This is a genomic window from Amaricoccus tamworthensis (assembly GCF_049800875.1).
In the GTDB taxonomy this organism is placed as follows: domain Bacteria; phylum Pseudomonadota; class Alphaproteobacteria; order Rhodobacterales; family Rhodobacteraceae; genus Amaricoccus; species Amaricoccus tamworthensis.
Genome location: NZ_JBNAFV010000024.1, coordinates 20,144 through 37,500 on the forward strand (window position 1 = coordinate 20,144; position 17,357 = coordinate 37,500).

The following is a 17,357-nucleotide window of genomic DNA, read 5'->3' on the forward strand; positions in this document are numbered from 1 at the left end:
CAATGAGTTTTGCGGCACGCAAGCGGTTCTGGAAAGAGGTTTCGATCCGCGAGGAAAACGGCCTGTACCGGGTTGAACTTGACGGCAGGGCAGTGAAGACGCCGGCGAAACGAGACCTGATGGTGGCCCAGAAACCTCTCGCCGAGGCTGTTGCCGAAGAATGGCGGGCGCTCGACGAGGAAATTGACCCTGAAAAGCTGCCATACACGCGGTATGTCAACGTCGCGTTGGACCGGTTGCAGGATGAGGCTGAGCCGGTGGTGGAAATGGTTGCTGAATACGGCGGAAACGACCTCATCTGTTATCGCACCTCTGATCCCGAAGGGCTTTGCCTGCGCCAGCGGGACGCCTGGGACCCCTGGCTTGCATGGGCGCGAAGCGATCTGTCGGCGCCGCTCTATGCGGTTGAGGGCGTGATGCATCAGGATCAGCCGGCAGAGAGCCTTGCGGCGTTGCGGGCTGCGGTTGCGGATCATGAGCCTGTGCCGCTGGCCGCGCTTTATGAGCTGGTCACCCTGTCAGGCTCACTGGTTCTCGGGCTGGCCGTGTCGCGCGGTGCGCTGGTTGCGGGCGAGGCGTGGGATTTGTCCCGTGTGGACGAGACCTGGCAGGCCGAGCAGTGGGGGCGTGATGCCGAGGCTGATGAGCTGGCCCAGGCGAAACGTTCGTCATTCCTGCGGGCGGCTGAATTGCTGAAACTGTGCAACAACGAGGCATGACCTTAACGGGTGCCGAGCCCGTGTGCGACTTTGTTGGCCGCTGCGGATAATGTGCGTAAAATTTACCAGTTTTTTTACTGATTGGTTAACAGCGACCCCCCGTCAGGGTTGACGTTTGCGATTTTCCCAACAAGTCTGCTGCCCACTTAGGGCAGAACAACAGTCGTCAAGACGTGCCCGTAAATCGATGATGTTCCGATTCTGGAATGTTAACAGGGAAAAAAGGCTATCCATGAAACATTTACTGTTCGCCGGAACCGCAGTGGCCACCATGGCGCTTGGTGGAGTTGCGGCCGCCGCGACCCTTGATGACGTCAAGGCACGCGGAAACCTGAACTGCGGAGTGAACACTGGTCTGGTCGGCTTCGCCGCACCGGACGCGGAAGGCAACTGGAGCGGTTTTGACGTAGCCGTGTGCCGCGCGGTCGCAGCTGCTGTTCTGGGTGATCCGGATGCCGTTGAGTACACGCCCTTGACCGGTAAAACCCGGTTCACGTCGCTGGCCTCCGGCGAAATCGACCTGCTCTCGCGCAACACGACCTGGACCTTCAGCCGTGACGTGGACCTCAAGTTCACTTTCGTTGGCGTGAACTACTACGATGGTCAGGGCTTCATCGTGAGCAATGATCTGGGTGTGGGTTCAGCTACCGAACTCGATGGCGCGACCATCTGCATTCAGACCGGAACCACGACCGAGCTGAACCTGGCCGACTTCTTCCGCGCCAACAACATCAGCTACGAGCCGGTTCCGATCGAAACCAACGCCGAAGCACAGCAGCAGTATCTTGCCGGTGCCTGTGACGCATATACCACCGACGCGTCAGGTCTGGCGGCAACCCGTGCCACCTTTGAGGATCCGGCTGCTCATACGATCCTTCCGGAAATCATTTCCAAGGAACCGCTTGGGCCGCTCGTGCGTCACGGCGATGACCAGTGGGCCGACGTTGTCCGCTGGAGCATTAATGCCCTGGTCGCGGCTGAGGAGCTTGGCGTGAATACCGGCAACCTCGAGGAAATGGCCGCCGGTACGGACAATCCGGAAATTAACCGTCTGCTCGGTACAGAGGGTAACCTTGGTGAGATGATGGGGCTTGAGGCCGATTGGGCCAAAAACGCCATTGCCGCTGGCGGCAACTATGGCGAGATCTTCGCCGAGTTCCTCGGTGAGGGTACAGCCGTCAACTTGGCGCGTGGTCTGAACGCCCAGTGGACGGATGGTGGTCTGCTTTACGCACCGCCCTTCCGCTAAGACGGATTTCTCAGGGGCGCCGGTTGGCGCCCCTGAATTCGTTTACGCAGTCATGCGAAAACGTGGTTCCTGGCATTAAGAACCCCACAAGAGGGTAGCACGCCAGCGGAGCTGAAAGTCCAGACAGGGGCACTCCAGATGACGACTTCCGCCGATGTACCATCCGGGCGATTCCGCCTGAGTATGCTGATTTACGATTCCCGTTACCGGTCGCTCACGATCCAGACGGTTGCCCTGATAGGGTTCCTGCTGCTGATCGGTTGGTTGGTCAACAACACTCTCCAAAACCTCAGCGCGCTTGGCAAACCGATTGATTTTACTTTCCTGTCCGAACCAGCGGGATACGACATCAACCAGCGCCTTCTGGAATACGATTCTCAGGACAGCCACTGGCGGGCGGCTGTACTTGGTCTATTGAATACCCTGCTGGTTGCGGTGCTGGGCTGCATCGCGGCAACCATTCTCGGTGTGATCATTGGTGTTCTGCGCCTGTCGAACAACTGGCTGGTTGCACGGGTGATGACCGTTTACGTCGAGTTCTTCCGTAACGTACCGGTGCTTTTGTGGATCGTTTTTATCATGGCGATCCTGATCGAGACGCTGCCCGCGCCGCGAGCCTTTCGGGGTGAGAACCCTGAGGCGTCCTTGATGCTATATGATACAGTGGCCGTGACCAACCGCGGGGTGTATATTCCGGAGCCGTTGTTCAGCCGAGGGTTGGGCGACGTACCAATGTTTGGCGGCGCTATTGAGATCAGCCTCGATTTGATGGCGATTCTGATCGTGCTGGCCGGCGGGATCTATGCGGCGCACCGAGTGAAGCTGCGCGCGGACCGGATACAGGAGACGACTGGCGACCGCCCTACGACCTGGTATCTCCGGCTCGGTTTGATTTTCGTACCATTGTTGATTGTGCTGGTCGCGCTTGGTTTTCACCTTGGCTATCCTGCGCTGAAGGGGTTTAACTTCCAGGGGGGCACGCACCTGCGTAATTCGCTGATCGCGCTTTGGCTGGCTCTGTCACTCTATACTGCCGCATTCATTGCGGAGATCGTGCGGGCCGGGATCATGGCGATTTCCAAGGGCCAATCCGAGGCGGCGGCGGCACTGGGGCTGCGTCCAAACCGGACCATGAACCTCGTGATCCTGCCTCAGGCACTACGCGTTATCATTCCGCCGCTGATTTCCCAGTATCTCAACCTGACCAAAAACTCGTCGCTCGCAATTGCGGTGGGGTACATGGATCTGACCGGTACACTGATGGGAATCACGCTCAACCAGACCGGGCGTGAGCTTGAGACGGTGTTGATGGGAATGCTCGTCTACCTGATGATTTCGCTGTCCATTTCGGCTGCGATGAACTTCTACAACAATTCCGTCAAGCTGAAGGAGCGCTGAGATGACCGACGTATCTTTTGTCCGTTCCGAAATGCTGCCTGAAAAAGCGCCGCCCCTGTCTACGACAGGGCCGGTGGGCTGGCTGCGGGAGAACCTTTTCTCATCGGTTGCCAATTCAGTCATGACGGTGATCACGCTCGTGGCGATCTATCAGGTGCTGGCCGTTTTCTTCTCCTGGGCGTTTCAGTCAACCTGGGAGGCAGAATCCCTCAGCCAGTGCCGCGAGATTTTCGCGGCGACCGGAGTGGAGGGCGCACATGGCGGTGCCTGCTGGGGAGTCATCCGGGAACGGTTCAGCCAGCTTATCTTTGGGTTCTATCCGGTTGAGTTGCGCTGGCGTCCGGTGTTGACCTTTCTGCTTCTGCTTGCGGCGATTGCCCCGGTCCTGTTCACCTGGGCGCCGCGGAAGCTCCTGTATCTGACCGCCGTGTTCCCATTTCTTGGCGCTTGGCTGCTTTGGGGTGGTGCGATCTGGAATCCTCTAGTGGCAATGGCCGGTTTTGCGATCGGCTTTTTCGCGTACCGGTTCGTTTCCGGCGCCTTCGGGCCGCTAATTGGAGTGATCTGCGCAGCATTAGCTCCAGTCATCTGGTGGATTTTCCTCGCCGGCCCGGTCGCAGGTCTTCTGACTTCAATCATTCCTCTCGGCATTGAGGCGGTTGAGAGCCGCAACTTTGGCGGCTTCATGCTCTCAATCACAATTGGGGTCGTTGCCATTGGGGCGTCGCTGCCTCTTGGGATTGTTCTTGCACTGGGACGTCAGTCGGATCTGTTCATCGTGAAATCGCTCTGCGTCGGGTTCATCGAGTTCATCCGTGGTGTGCCGCTTATTACGCTCCTGTTTGTGGCATCGACGCTATTAAATATCTTCATGCCGCCGGGCACGAACTTCGACATCATTCTGCGCGTGATGATCATGGTGACGTTGTTTGCCTCCGCCTATATGGCTGAGGTGATCCGCGGCGGCCTCGCGGCGCTGCCGACCGGACAATATGAGGCGGCGGATGCACTGGGTCTCGACTACTGGAAGGCCCAGCGGCTCATCATTATGCCGCAGGCCCTCAAAATTTCGATTCCAGGAATCGTTTCAACGTTTATCGGCGTGTTTAAGGACACAACGCTTGTGTCGATCATCGGCCTTCTCGATCCGTTGGGGCTGAGCAACGCCATTCGGGCGGATCAGGACTGGAACGGTATCGTGTGGGAGCTTTACGGCTTTATCGCGCTGATGTTCTTTATCTTCTGCTTCTCCATGTCACGTTATTCCATGTATCTGGAGCGCAAGCTTCAGACCGGCCATCGCTAGGAGCCACAACATGTCCGAAACAGCACCCACATCCGTTGCCAACCGGGAAGTTAACCGGTCGCAGATGCAGGTCTCTGACGAGGTCGCGATTGAAATTGTCGGAATGAACAAGTGGTACGGTCAGTTCCATGTTCTTCGCGACATCAATCTGACCGTCAACCGCGGGGAGCGGATCGTTATCTGTGGCCCGTCCGGGTCAGGTAAATCCACCCTGATCCGGTGCATCAACCGGCTGGAGGAACACCAGCAGGGGAAGATTGTGGTCGACGGGACGGAGCTGACTTCCGATCTAAAAAACATTGATCGGATCCGGTCCGAGGTTGGCATGGTGTTCCAGCACTTCAACCTGTTTCCGCATCTGACCATTCTGGAAAACTGCACCCTGGCGCCGATCTGGGTGCGCAAAACACCCCGCAAGGAAGCCGAGGAGCGTGCTATGCACTTCCTCGAAAAGGTGAAAATTCCGGAACAGGCGAGCAAATACCCGGGTCAGCTTTCGGGCGGACAGCAGCAGCGTGTGGCGATTGCCCGGTCGCTCTGCATGATGCCGCGGATCATGCTTTTTGACGAGCCGACATCAGCCCTCGATCCCGAGATGATCAAGGAAGTGCTTGAGACAATGATCGAACTGGCGGAGGAGGGCATGACGATGCTCTGCGTAACCCATGAGATGGGCTTCGCACGGCAGGTGGCCAACCGCGTCATCTTTATGGATGCCGGTCAGATCGTGGAGCAAAACGAACCGGAAGAGTTCTTCAACAACCCCCGGTCCGAACGTACTCAACTGTTCCTCAGTCAGATCCTCGGCCATTAGGAAGGCAGGCTCCGTCTCCCATTTGAAAAGGAGACGGAGCCACTACTTTTTGCCGACATTGCCGCCCGGTTCCTCAATTCGGTCCAGATCCACGACTGACCAGGGCAGCCCTTTGTTGCGGTAAATTCGCTTACCTTTGTTCGGATACTCTCCAACGTCGTGCGGCAAGCGCTCTCCTACGACGATACAGCGCAGAGTTTGTGGTCCGATATTGCGGATTGTGTGGGCCAGACCGCCCTTGCGATAACCTATGAAATCCCCCGGTTCGACAGGGATCTGCTCGTTTCCGATAATTGCGGTGGCCGTGCCCTCAAGGACGAAAACGCACTCGTCCTCATGGAAATGGCGGTGGTATTCGGTGGTTTCATGGCCCGGTTCGACTTCGATGATGTGAAAGCCGAAGCCGGTGATGCCGGTCAGGTCACCGAGGGATTTGTTTGTTCGTTTTGCATTCGGATTAAGAAAGTGGGTTTTTTTAACTCCGTCCATCGCGGCGATCTCCTCGCGAGAGACATGGTATTTTTCGTCATCCATGTACGGTGGCTCCTGAGTTTTTCATGCTTTGCCTGCATCGCCACGTGAAATATCGGTTTGACTTTTCACGGGAGTCTCACGAGAATTATGGCTGACTCTTGAGGCAAAGGCACCCATGAACGTCGACTCTCCCACCTCCACCCTTGGTCGCGATCTGCGGGCGCTTCGAAAATCGCGCGGAATGACGTTGGAGGCCGTTGCCAAAGCACTGGGAAAATCGGTGGGGTGGATCAGCCAGGTTGAGCGCGACATTTCCAATCCGGAGATTTCGGCCCTGCGTGAATTTGCGGAACTTTACCAGGTGCCAATGTCCCTGTTTTTCGGATCGGCCGTCGTCCCATCTGGAGAAGAGGGGCGCATTGTTCGGGCTGCGGGGCGTCGGAGGATCGGGGAGGGAACGGAAGGATTTGTGGAGGAACTGCTGTCTCCCGATCTGACGGACAGTTTCGAGGTGATCCATTCCAGTTTTTCGCCCGGAGCGAAAATGATGGACGGCCGTGTTCGACCAACTCAGGAGGTCGTGTATATGGTTTCGGGAAAGCTGGATGTGTGGATTGGAGAGGCGCAATTTACGGTCGGTGCCGGTGACAGCTTCCGCGTCAAAAATGAGCGACTGCGCTGGGCGAATCCTTACAGTGAAACCGCAACGACCGTCTGGGTAATTTCCCCGCCGGTCTATTAAAGCGGCGGATCCGCTTGGGAAAAAGCGGTCTGGTGGCCGCTGGTCCATTTTGTGAGGTTTGCGAAACAGTTTGCGCGAAAATGCGGTACTGTTGGCATGGACTTCCCTCAAGCATTTGTGAAATGATCCGCCCGATCCAAAGGCCGCTTCTGAAAGGGGCCATAATCATATTCTTGGGGGAAGAATGAACCGACTTCAGGGGAAAACCTGCCTGGTCACGGCTGCCGGTCAGGGCATAGGTCGCGCCACGGCGCTGGCCATGCATCGGGAGGGCGCGCGGGTTATCGCTACCGATCTTCGTCCGGACGGACTGACCGAGCTGCAGACGGACGGACTTGAGACCGATACGCTTGATGTCCTCGACCATGATGCGATCATTGCGACGTGCGACAGTGTTGGCGATGTGGATGTTCTGTTCAACTGCGCAGGATTTGTCGCTGGTGGCACGATCCTCGACTGCGACGATGACCAATGGGATTTTTCGTGCAATCTGAACATGAAGGCGATGTTTTGGATGATGCGCGCCTTTCTGCCTGGAATGGTCGCCCGGGAGAGGGGATCGATCATCAACATATCGTCCGTCGCATCCTCCGTCATTGCCGCGCCGAACCGGTTTGTCTACGGCGCGACAAAAGCGGGAGTGATTGGCATGACAAAATCCGTTGCCGCGGATTTTGTAACCAAGGGCATCCGCTGTAATGCCATCTGCCCTGGCACCGTGCAGAGCCCGTCGCTTGACGATCGGATGCGCGCCCAGGGTGACTATGAAGCAGCCAAAGCCGCATTCGTCAGCCGACAGCCCATGGGTCGGCTGGGACAGGCCGAGGAGATTGCCGCGCTGGCGGTTTACCTCGCTTCTGACGAATCCGCATTTACCACCGGGGTCGCTCATGTGATCGACGGCGGCTGGGCCAATACCTGACAGGGAGAAACTGAATGAAACTACTGCGATTTGGAAATGCCGGGTTTGAGAGACCAGGCATGTTGGACGATACTGGCACCATCCGCGATCTTTCCGGCCTCGTTGGTGACATCTCCGGCACGACACTATCCGACGGTGGCCTGGCACGGCTGCGGTCGCTTGATCCGTCGGTTCTTCCAGAGGTGGATCCGTCCGTGCGTCTGGGACCCTGCGTTGCTGGAACCGGAAAATTCATCTGCATTGGCCTGAACTATTCTGACCACGCCGCTGAATCCGGCATGGAGGTTCCGCCCGAGCCCATCATCTTCATGAAGGCCACCAGCGCCATTTGCGGCCCGAACGATCCGGTCATCATTCCGCGCGGGTCGGAAAAGACCGACTGGGAGGTTGAACTCGGCGTCGTCATCGGCAAGCGCACCAAATACGTCTCCGAGGAGGAAGCTCTGGACTGCATCGCGGGATACTGCCTCACCAATGACGTGTCCGAGCGCGCATTTCAGGCTGAGCGATCCGGTCAGTGGACCAAAGGCAAATCCTGCGACAATTTTGGCCCGATCGGCCCCTGGCTGGTGACGCGCGACGAAATCGCTGATCCCCAGGATTTGGGCATGTGGCTGACCGTGAACGGCGAAACCCGGCAGAAGGGCACGACCGCAACGATGGTGTACGGTGCCGCGTTCTGCGTGAGCTATCTCAGCCAGTTCATGAGTCTCGAGCCCGGCGATATCGTGTCCACCGGAACGCCTCCGGGAGTTGGCATGGGCATGAACCCTCCAACCTACCTCAAATCCGGGGACGTGATTGAACTCGGCATCGACAGACTTGGTGACCAGCGTCAAGTATGTATCGACGATCCTGATTGATCAAATAACTCCATGGCAGAGCAGCGGTATTGCGCTGCTCTGCCCCTTAAGCCATTTGCTCTACTGCTCATCCAAATTTCTTCTGACTTTTTCCCCGCCAGGCCCGGGTTCCGCCTTTGCCTGCCTTGGAGCGCCCGGTTGCCTTTTGGGCGGCTGAGGTTTCAGCTTCTACTGCGGATTGCCGTGCAAGTGGATCGTCGGAGACGGTGAGTTCCACCAGTTCAAGCCGGTTGATCTCGTCGCGCAGCCTTGCCGCCTCCTCAAACTCCAGGTTTTCGGCCGCCTTAAGCATGTCCTTGCGCAGAGCGTCGAGATGCGCCTGAAGGTTCGCACCGACCATCGGTTTTTCGACCCTGGCCGTGATGCGGGCCTGGTCGGTGTCACCCGGGAACAGTCCGTCGAGAACATCATCGACATTTTTGCGAATGGTCGCGGGCGTGATGCCGTGCTCGTCGTTGTAGGCGATCTGTTTTTCACGGCGACGGTTCGTTTCCCCGATGGCTTTTTCCATCGACCCGGTGATCCGGTCGGCATACATGATCACGCGACCATCGACGTTTCGGGCGGCGCGACCCACAGTCTGAATGAGGGACGTTTCCGAGCGCAGGAAGCCTTCCTTGTCGGCGTCCAGAATCGCGACCAGACCACATTCGGGGATATCAAGGCCCTCACGGAGGAGGTTGATGCCCACCAGCACGTCGAACGCGCCGAGCCGCAGGTCCCGAAGGATTTCGATGCGCTCAATGGTGTCGATATCGCTGTGCATGTAGCGCACGCGAATGCCCTGTTCGTGGAGGTATTCGGTGAGATCCTCGGCCATCCGCTTGGTCAGAGTAGTGGCAAGAACCCGGTTGCCGGCCGCGGCAACCTTACGAACCTCATCGAGCAGATCGTCGACCTGCATTTCGACCGGGCGAATTTCGATTGGTGGATCGAGCAGACCGGTCGGTCGGATCACCTGCTCCGCGAAGACACCTCCGGCCTGTTCCAGTTCCCAGGCGGCTGGCGTGGCAGATACGAATACGGACTGGGGCCGCATTGCGTCCCATTCCTCGAACTTCAAGGGGCGGTTGTCCATGCAGGATGGAAGGCGGAACCCGTGTTCGGCCAGCGTGAACTTTCTCCGGTAGTCGCCCCGGTACATGCCTCCAATCTGGGGCACGGACACGTGGCTCTCGTCGGCAAAGACAATGGCGTTGTCCGGGATGTACTCAAACAGGGTAGGGGGCGGTTCGCCGGGGGCCCGACCGGTGAGATAACGCGAGTAGTTTTCAATGCCGTTACAAACGCCCGTCGCCTCGAGCATCTCGAGATCAAAGTTGGTGCGCTGTTCGAGGCGCTGTGCTTCCAAAAGTTTGCCTTCTGAAATCAGCTGGTCGAGTCGGGTTTTCTGTTCCGCCTTAATGCCCTTGATGGCCTGCTGCATCGTCGGGCGCGGTGTCACGTAGTGGCTGTTCGCGTATACCCTGACCTTTTCGAGAGTGTCAGTTTTCGCACCGGTCAGGGGATCCATCTCTTGGATCGACTCAAGTTCATCGCCAAAGAAGCTCAGCCGCCACGCCCGATCCTCAAGGTGGGCGGGCCAGATTTCGAGGGAATCGCCACGAACCCGAAAACAGCCGCGTTGGAAAGCGTTGTCGTTTCGTCGGTACTGCTGTTCGACCAGCCCCTGAATGATGCGTCTTTGTTCGATGATCTCGCCGACTTTGAGGTCCTGGGTCATTGCGGTGTAGGTCTCGACCGATCCAATGCCGTAAATGCAGGATACGGACGCAACGATAATCACATCATCCCGCTCCAGCAGCGCGCGGGTGGCGGAGTGACGCATCCGGTCAATCTGCTCATTGATCTGCGATTCCTTTTCAATAAACGTGTCGGAGCGCGGGACATAGGCTTCGGGCTGGTAGTAGTCGTAATAGGATACGAAATACTCCACAGAGTTTTCGGGGAAAAAAGCCTTGAACTCGCCGAACAGCTGCGCGGCCAAGGTCTTGTTGGGGGCGAGGACGATGGCCGGGCGCTGAGTGGCCTCAATCACTTTCGCGATCGTAAAAGTCTTGCCCGTACCGGTAGCACCGAGAAGAACCTGGTTTTGTTCGCCCTCGGTTATACCGGCGGCAAGTTCCGCTATTGCGGCAGGCTGATCTCCCGCAGGTTCAAAACTGGAGTGCAGACGGAATTTTTTGCCGCCTTCGAGTTTTTCCCGGCCGTTCTTTGTCGGCGTATCCAAAACTGGTATCTGTGTCATTCCCGTACCTTCACCCAAGGGTACTGACATATTATGGCCGGAGCCAACAACAAGGTTAAAAATATCACAACAGAAAGAATGTCTCTCGGAAAAGGTGTAGAAAAATTTAGGTAACTAAACCATTGCGTGTATCGTTCGAATCGTAGTAAACAAATTCTGCAAGCAGCAAAGTGGTCGTCAGGCGGAGGTGAACACCCACCCCACCCCTCGCTCCCTCACCTTCGGTTGACGACCCGCTTACCTCCTGTTTACTCCCATAAAAATCGATGACTTGATCAAGCGGGTTTGATTGGCCATAACCTGCTCATAGTCCGATTGGAGCATTCCTGCCATGCACGCCAGAATCTATCAGCCAGCACGCAATGCCATGCAGTCCGGTCAGGCCAAGACGAGACAATGGGTTCTCGAGTTTGTGCCCGCGGAAGCGCGGTTTGTCGATCCACTCATGGGCTGGACGGGTTCCGGTGACATGAACAGTCAGGTTCGGCTTCAGTTTGACAGCCGTGAGGCGGCCGAGGACTATGCAAAGTCCCACGGCATTGCCTATCAGGTGTTCGAGCCAAAGAAACGGTCTCATATTCTGCGTACCAATGGATATGGCGACAATTTCGCGGCAACACGGCGTACCGCCTGGACGCACTGATGCGTTTGGTCCCTTAGCTCAACAGGATAGAGCAGCTGACTTCTAATCAGCAGGTTTGGGGTTCGAGTCCTCAAGGGATCGCCATCCTTCCCCGCTTCGGTAGACCGGAAGCGTTACGATAAATTCAGCCCCGGATGTACCGTCGGATTTCACTGACAGAGAGCCGCCATATCGGCGCAGTATTCTGTCGGATATAGGAAGGCCGAGGCCTGCCGATCCGTGTGATGTGCCGCGATAGAACGGTTCAAAAATTCGCTTTGTCAGTTCCGGCGGAATGCCCGGCCCGTTGTCTTTGATGGACACGCGGTAGTATTTTCCGTCTTCAGAGAGGAAACTGCTCACCGTGATACGTCTCGAACTCTTGTCATTGTGCAGGATGGCGTTGGCGGTCAGGTTGATGAGAACCTGGCTCAGCCGGTCTCCCTCTATGGCTGTCAGAACAGGATGCACAAGGTCACCCCATCGAAGGTCGACATTCAGGTGCTTGAAAGGGGCGACGGCAATCTCGACTGATTTCATCAGGACGGCGTGAGCCTCGATTGGTTCACTTGTCTGGATCTCGTCCTGATCCTCCAGAAAGTTCAGGTCCCTTATCTCATCCAGCAGTTTGGTCAGTCTGATGCTCTCGGCCTGGATAATACCCGCAAAGTGCGCGCGGCGTTCGTGGTCAAGGTCGGGGTTGTCCTTTAGAATTTCAGCAAAGGAGCGGACGGAGGTCATTGGCGTGCGCAACTCGTGACTGACATGGCTCAGGAATTCGTCTTTTTGCGCGTCGATTTCTTTTAGTCGGCGGTTGGCGTTGCGCAGTTTCGACGCGGTCTGTTCAGCCTCCTCACTCTTTACCTTCAGGGCATCCGTTGCGCGCCGCAGTTTGGCGTGTTCATCCGCGATTTCGATGAGTTCATTCATGGAAACACGTTCGCCGCCCGCGATGCCGCCAACGAGGGCGTGGGCGGATGCCGCGCCGACTGATCCGGCAAGTTCCCGTTCAAGGCGCGATACGAACACCGGTGTTGCGTTCGGCAACCCATCGGTTTTGCCCTGCTCAATGGCTGCGGAGTTGAAAAGCCAGGTCGCATGCTGAGTCCCCAAAATGCGCTTGGCCAGTACGAAAAGGTCGTTTGAGCCTGCTGACCACTGGATCAGGCTTAGGGTTTGGAGCGGCTCTGAGCGGAAGACATCGACAAACAGTGTACTTTGGACGCGTTCCAGTGGAGTGAGCCTGGTGAGAAGGGATACGAGCACCAGAATTGCGGTGTTCAATCCCACACTCCAGCAGGTCGCGTGGATCAGCGGATCGCTGCCTTCCATGCCGAAAAGCGCGTTGGGGCGCAGGAACGCCAACCCGAATGGCCCATATTCCACGACGTTTTGGAATGGGGAGGCTTCTCCGCTGAAACTCGGAAGATATAACGCGTAGGTCCAGATCAGGAAGCCAACCACAAGACCGGATATCGCTCCGGCACGGGTTGCGTTGCGCCAAAATATGCCCGCGAGGAGGGGCGGCAGGAATTGTGCGACACCGCAAAACGCGATCAGTCCGGTGGCTGCGAGCGCCTCGGACCGTCCGGACATTCGGAAATAAATGTATCCCAGCGAGAGAATGACGATGATCGCGATGCGCCGGTTAGAGAGCAGGACACGCTGAACGTCGCCGGAATGGTCGCTACCCTTTGCCGTTAAGAAGCGCAGGGAAAGAGGGGACACAATATGGTTTGACACCATCGTGGACAGGGCGATGGTCGTGACGATGACCATCGAGGTCGATGCGCTGAGCCCGCCCAAGAATATCAGCATTGTAAGCATGCTGTTTCCCTGGGATAGAGGCAGCGTCAGGACGAACAGGTCGGGATTGGATCCTTCGGGAAGGACGCCTGCTCCTACGGCTGCGATAGGCAAAACGAAGAATGATATCAGCAGAAGGTAGAGCGGGAACATCCACGAAGCCGTTGCCAGATGGCGTTCGTCAGAGTTTTCCACCACCGTTACCTGAAACTGACGCGGCAGGCAGATAATCGCGGAAGCGGAAAGGAAAAGCAGGGTTACCCATCGAGCACCGAAGGCTTCCTCCAACCGTAAGCTTTCAGCGGTCACATCGGCGAAGGTCTGTTCAATGCCGCCCGCGATGCCATAGACTGCGAAAATGCCAACGGCGATCAATGACGTGAGTTTGACGACCGACTCCACGGCAATCGCAGCGACCACACCGTGGTGGCGTTCATTCTCGTCAAGAGATCTGGTGCCGAAAAGGATGGTGAACAGTGCCAGCATCGCGGCGGCCCAAAATGCGATCCGGTCGTCGTTCTCAGCACCGGTTCCGGTTATAACTTCGAAACTGGTGGTCAGGGACTGAAGCTGCAGAGCGATATAGGGCGTCGTTGCGATGACCGCGATCAGCGTCGCTATTGCCGCAAGGCTGCCCGATTTGCCGTAGCGGGAAGAGATCATGTCAGCGATGGACGTGATCCTGTGGATGCGGCCGATTCGCACCAGCTTGCGGATGAACCACCACCATCCGACAAACACTAGGGTAGGGCCGAGATAGATTGTCATGAACTCGACCCCGGACCGGGCCGCAGAGCCAACCGCGCCATAAAATGTCCAGGCGGTGCAGTATACGGAGAGCGACAGTGTGTAGATGATTGGCGAATGCAGCCATTTCGCGCCCCCCGATGCCGCTTTTTGGTCGACGTACCAGGCGAAGGCGAACAGCAGAAAAACGTAGCAAAGTGCGGCGGCAACGATGGCGTTGCCGGCGAGGGGCGGGTCAACCGTCACTGATCAGGTTCTTCTTTCAGGTGACGGGAGAGCCAGAGGGCCGCGACGACAAGTGCCGCCCAAACCGCGAAGAGATATACACCAATCAAGGGTCCGCCGAATATCGTCACGTCAGCTATGAAGAGTTCAACGAATGGCGGTGTTACAAGGAAAAAACCGGCGATGGGAAGGATCAAGCCGCCCTCACGAATTTTTTGCAGCCTAAAGCCGGGACCGGGTTTCTGGTCCGAACCGCTGGAGTCATCTTTTTCGTCGGTGAATGTCATCCCGCGAGCTTTTTAACGGCATCCACAACTTCGGAATTTGAGAAGGGCTTCGGCATGAACATATCCGCTCCGGAGGTTTCTGCGGTCATTCTATCCCGACGTTGGCCTTTGGCGGAAAGTACCAGAATCGGCAAATTGCGGTGCTCTCCATCAGCCCGCAACCGGCGAATGATTTCAAAGCCATCCAGACCTGGCAGCATAACATCCAGAATGAGAACATCTGGAGCGGTATCGTCAACTGATTGTATCGCTACCGCTCCATCAGCGCAGGATGTGACCTCGAAGCCTTCGCGGGAGAGTAAAAAAGTCAAGGATTCTGTAATATTCAGCTCATCCTCGACTATGAGAACCTTTGTGGTCAAACAGTTTCCCCTCCAGTGTTTGGACCGTTGTTTTTTAAATTGGCCCTGTTTCTTTTGAATTTGACCGGCACCAGTGCATATTGCAAGCCAACGCTCAGAAATTGATTACTGAAGGTTCCCGTCTGCTCGCGCAGGGATCGTGGCTGCAGATGCGGCACGACGATCCAACTCTGGTCGGCATCGTGTTGGAGGGCGGGTTTGGCGATTGCGATGCCGGAAACACAAGCATATCCCTGATCAGGCCGTCGGAGCGGGCCATGGCGCAGGCGATACGTTCGCCTGTTCCGGAAATGTCGACGGGTACAAGTGTTGATGATCCCACCATGCAGCGGTGAATGGGCCAAAGAGGGCAGTCCAGTTTCCGCGTGCGCGGCAGCAGGTCGAGATCGCCGCCTCTCGCCAGGGTATTCCCGGATGCATCAGTCGATATCCAGCCCGCCCTCGGCGCCCCGTCGCGATGCAATGCCGCAATACGACGAAAAATCAGTCCGCTGTCGCCATCCATGGCGGCGGTCAGGGCATCGATGTCCCAGTTCAGGTTTGAACCGAGGAATATCATCCGCTGGTTCGGGAGCCTCACGGCATCGGCCAGTTGAAGTGTCAGTCGTTCCTTCGCCACGTTTGCCGCGGCCTCGGGCAATTCCGTAAGGTGGGGACTCAAACCCGCTTCCACCCGCTCCTCGGCCCATGCCATTGCGTACGCCTCCAGTCTGCGGTTTCTGCCCCAATCCGGTTCGAACCTGACTGGAGTGGTCGTATTGCGTGACAATACTGTCTCGAGATCGAGGCCATCGTTGTTTCCAAGATCCGTGAGGCTGCCCGCAACATTTTCTATTTCTGCCGCAGGATTGTTTCGATGGAGGTATTCCTCCGCCTCCTCGACCGCAGACATTGGGCGTCGTTTCTCAGATGTGTGATCAAAGTAGCTGGCCAGCGCTGCGCAGGACCGGGCAAGTTTGGCCGACTGCTCATCCACGATCTTTTCGAACCGCTTGCGCTGCATCGGTTCGATTTCACGGGGATCCGCGAGAATTTCGGCGGTGGAGCGGAGGGCCGTTACCTCGGTGAGCATTTCATGAACCGCCTGCGCAAGCGCCGGGTCATGGGCGAGGCGGTCGGTGAGGGCGTCCACTTCGGAGTCCGCGTCCTGAAATCCGCGATAGGCGCGGGCCGCGGCTCTTGCCCAGGCTGGATAGCGTGCGATAACTTCGTCGATTGTGTTGTCGGCCATGACATCCGCACCGATCTGGGGATCCTCGGCCAGGGACTGCAGTTGATCCCGCAGCCTTCGTTCAGCGCTGCCGTCCATTTCGTCGAACGAGAGTGAAAGCTCCCTGCCAATCGCATTTAGGAGGGCGCCGCCGATACCCCGTTTATTACGTTCAATCAGGTTGAGGTAGGACGGCGATATTCCAACGCGCTGCGCAAGTTCGTTCTGTTTGATGCCCAGACTGCGCCTTTTCTCGCGAATTTTTAGCCCGGTAATCGTTCTGGACATTCGACAAACCCTGGATCGGAAGCGCTTCACGCAGCGACTGTGGTCAAAAATTTACACGGAAATTGCGGCGCTTTACAATAAATTTACTGGTCGCTTCAATTGAGTCAGCAGCTTGTCGGGTCTCTGTGGCTTGGAGTGCAGTGATGCCGAAAATCCAATGTTGATGTCCGGGCGGTTTGTGGCGGCACAGCGCAGGAGCTTGCAATAACGCGAAACTGCGTCGGGTATACTGTCGCTTCAAAGCCCGCTTGCCAATTGGAGCTGCGTTGATTGCCGCATCAGAATTTGGCTGACGATTATGTGTTGTAACAACCCGTTTAAGTGCAACGAATGGCCTCGTACGAATAAGGATACCTGCAGTTGGAATTGGGGATACGTCTTAAATGAGCCGCGCCAAAGGTCTGAAACTGAAATACTCGGAGATCACTGCGAAAGCTGATTATCTCAATCGACGGAAATTCATGGCTGGTGCCGCCGCCCTTCCATTGTCCGGCGGCATGGCCATGGCTTCAGGTCTGAGCTTTTCCGAAAGCGAATATGCTGTTGATGCGCCGACCACCGCGTTTGAGCATGCCTCCACATACAACAACTTCTATGAGTTTGGCGTTGGGAAGGATGAGCCAGCCAAATACGCGGATGCGCTGACCACGTCTCCCTGGTCGGTTGTCGTCGATGGCATGGTTGGCAAACCTGGTACCTACGGGCTGGAGGACATGTATTCGGAAACCGATCTCGAGGAGCGAATTTACCGGCTCAGGTGTGTCGAGGGTTGGTCCATGGTCATTCCCTGGGTCGGATTCCAGCTGTCCGATTTCCTTGCACGGGTCGAGCCCGAACCCGAGGCGAAATATGTCGCGTTCGAGACGCTGGTGCGCCCTGAGGAAATGCGGGGTCAGCGTGGATTGTTTCAAAGCCTCGATTGGCCCTATGTCGAGGGGCTGCGCCTTGATGAGGCGATGCACCCCCTGACACTCATGGCTGTAGGAATGTATGGCGAGGTTCTGCCCAATCAGAACGGAGCACCGCTCCGGCTCGTTGTGCCGTGGAAATACGGATTCAAGAGCATCAAGTCGAT

General features: G+C 56.9%; 17 protein-coding genes, 1 tRNA gene and 2 pseudogenes (1 of these 20 cut by a window edge). 12 read left to right on the forward strand and 8 right to left on the reverse strand.

Annotation, left to right across the window (positions count from 1 at the left end; translation table 11 throughout):
• Positions 1-2 precede the first annotated feature (2 nt).
• The 5 genes from ACP15P_RS21865 (at position 3) to ACP15P_RS21885 (ending at position 5,486) form a co-directional block, all read left to right on the forward strand.
• Complete coding sequence (locus ACP15P_RS21865) at positions 3-719, forward strand: ATP12 family chaperone protein (protein WP_424930596.1); 717 nt, start codon at positions 3-5, stop codon at positions 717-719.
• A 232-nt stretch (positions 720-951) separates the two neighbouring features.
• Positions 952-1,968 (forward strand): amino acid ABC transporter substrate-binding protein, encoded by a 1,017-nt coding sequence (locus ACP15P_RS21870; RefSeq protein ID WP_424930597.1) that lies wholly within the window; start codon positions 952-954, stop codon positions 1,966-1,968.
• Between the two features lie 138 nt (positions 1,969-2,106).
• A complete protein-coding gene (locus tag ACP15P_RS21875; RefSeq protein WP_424930598.1) occupies positions 2,107-3,366 on the forward strand; it encodes an amino acid ABC transporter permease in 1,260 nt (419 codons plus the stop codon).
• A gap of 1 nt (position 3,367) precedes the next feature.
• Complete coding sequence (locus tag ACP15P_RS21880; protein WP_424930599.1) at positions 3,368-4,672, forward strand: amino acid ABC transporter permease; 1,305 nt, start codon at positions 3,368-3,370, stop codon at positions 4,670-4,672.
• A 64-nt stretch (positions 4,673-4,736) separates the two neighbouring features.
• Positions 4,737-5,486: an amino acid ABC transporter ATP-binding protein gene (locus ACP15P_RS21885; RefSeq protein WP_424930612.1), complete on the forward strand. Its 750-nt coding sequence runs from the start codon at positions 4,737-4,739 to the stop codon at positions 5,484-5,486.
• A 42-nt stretch (positions 5,487-5,528) separates the two neighbouring features.
• Here ACP15P_RS21885 and ACP15P_RS21890 read toward each other — a convergent pair whose 3' ends face one another.
• Positions 5,529-6,020 (reverse strand): cupin domain-containing protein, encoded by a 492-nt coding sequence (locus ACP15P_RS21890; protein WP_424930600.1) that lies wholly within the window; start codon positions 6,018-6,020, stop codon positions 5,529-5,531.
• A gap of 115 nt (positions 6,021-6,135) precedes the next feature.
• Between ACP15P_RS21890 and ACP15P_RS21895 the strand changes: the two genes are divergently transcribed.
• The 3 genes from ACP15P_RS21895 (at position 6,136) to ACP15P_RS21905 (ending at position 8,487) form a co-directional block, all read left to right on the forward strand.
• The gene (locus ACP15P_RS21895; protein WP_424930601.1) at positions 6,136-6,702 is read left to right on the forward strand and encodes a helix-turn-helix domain-containing protein; all 567 of its coding nucleotides are present in this window, start codon (positions 6,136-6,138) and stop codon (positions 6,700-6,702) included.
• A gap of 184 nt (positions 6,703-6,886) precedes the next feature.
• Entirely contained in the window at positions 6,887-7,624 is a 738-nt protein-coding gene (locus ACP15P_RS21900) for an SDR family oxidoreductase (RefSeq protein WP_424930602.1), read from the forward strand.
• Positions 7,625-7,638: 14 nt separating this feature from the next.
• Positions 7,639-8,487, forward strand: coding sequence for a fumarylacetoacetate hydrolase family protein (locus tag ACP15P_RS21905; RefSeq protein WP_424930603.1), 849 nt, complete (start codon positions 7,639-7,641; stop codon positions 8,485-8,487).
• Between the two features lie 67 nt (positions 8,488-8,554).
• Here ACP15P_RS21905 and uvrB read toward each other — a convergent pair whose 3' ends face one another.
• On the reverse strand, positions 8,555-10,735 hold the full coding sequence (gene uvrB, locus ACP15P_RS21910; protein WP_424930604.1) for an excinuclease ABC subunit UvrB: 2,181 nt from the start codon (positions 10,733-10,735) through the stop codon (positions 8,555-8,557).
• Positions 10,736-11,066: 331 nt separating this feature from the next.
• Here uvrB and ACP15P_RS21915 point away from each other — a divergent pair, with 331 nt between their 5' ends.
• Together ACP15P_RS21915 and ACP15P_RS21920 are read left to right on the forward strand one after the other, a co-directional pair.
• Positions 11,067-11,378 (forward strand): ETC complex I subunit, encoded by a 312-nt coding sequence (locus ACP15P_RS21915; protein ID WP_424930605.1) that lies wholly within the window; start codon positions 11,067-11,069, stop codon positions 11,376-11,378.
• A gap of 7 nt (positions 11,379-11,385) precedes the next feature.
• Positions 11,386-11,462, forward strand: a tRNA-Arg gene (locus tag ACP15P_RS21920).
• Here ACP15P_RS21920 and ACP15P_RS21925 read toward each other — a convergent pair.
• Positions 11,421-11,816: a sensor histidine kinase gene (locus ACP15P_RS21925; RefSeq protein WP_424930613.1), complete on the reverse strand. Its 396-nt coding sequence runs from the start codon at positions 11,814-11,816 to the stop codon at positions 11,421-11,423. The genes ACP15P_RS21920 and ACP15P_RS21925 overlap by 42 nt on opposite strands.
• Here ACP15P_RS21925 and ACP15P_RS21930 point away from each other — a divergent pair.
• Positions 11,748-11,891: a hypothetical protein gene (locus ACP15P_RS21930; protein WP_424930606.1), complete on the forward strand. Its 144-nt coding sequence runs from the start codon at positions 11,748-11,750 to the stop codon at positions 11,889-11,891. The two genes, ACP15P_RS21925 and ACP15P_RS21930, sit on opposite strands and share 69 nt — an antisense overlap.
• Positions 11,892-11,960: 69 nt before the next feature.
• Here ACP15P_RS21930 and ACP15P_RS21935 read toward each other — a convergent pair.
• The 5 genes and pseudogenes from ACP15P_RS21935 to ACP15P_RS21955 form a co-directional block, all read right to left on the reverse strand.
• Positions 11,961-12,287: pseudogene (locus ACP15P_RS21935) on the reverse strand (sensor histidine kinase); the annotation flags it as partial.
• 585 nt (positions 12,288-12,872) lie between these two features.
• A pseudogene (locus ACP15P_RS21940) lies at positions 12,873-14,156 on the reverse strand (SLC5/6 family protein); the annotation flags it as partial.
• Positions 14,153-14,422: a hypothetical protein gene (locus tag ACP15P_RS21945; RefSeq protein ID WP_424930607.1), complete on the reverse strand. Its 270-nt coding sequence runs from the start codon at positions 14,420-14,422 to the stop codon at positions 14,153-14,155. The gene ACP15P_RS21945 and the pseudogene ACP15P_RS21940, both read right to left, overlap by 4 nt.
• Entirely contained in the window at positions 14,419-14,784 is a 366-nt protein-coding gene (locus tag ACP15P_RS21950) for a response regulator transcription factor (RefSeq protein WP_424930608.1), read from the reverse strand. Before ACP15P_RS21950 ends, ACP15P_RS21945 begins: the two co-directional genes overlap by 4 nt.
• A gap of 94 nt (positions 14,785-14,878) precedes the next feature.
• On the reverse strand, positions 14,879-16,282 hold the full coding sequence (locus ACP15P_RS21955) for a helix-turn-helix domain-containing protein (RefSeq protein WP_424930609.1): 1,404 nt from the start codon (positions 16,280-16,282) through the stop codon (positions 14,879-14,881).
• Between the two features lie 383 nt (positions 16,283-16,665).
• Between ACP15P_RS21955 and msrP the strand changes: the two genes are divergently transcribed.
• Positions 16,666-17,357, forward strand: the 5' portion of a protein-coding gene (gene msrP, locus ACP15P_RS21960; protein ID WP_424930610.1) for a protein-methionine-sulfoxide reductase catalytic subunit MsrP. 241 nt of this gene lie beyond the right edge of the window; only the first 692 of its 933 coding nucleotides appear in the window; its start codon is at positions 16,666-16,668; the stop codon falls past the right edge of the window.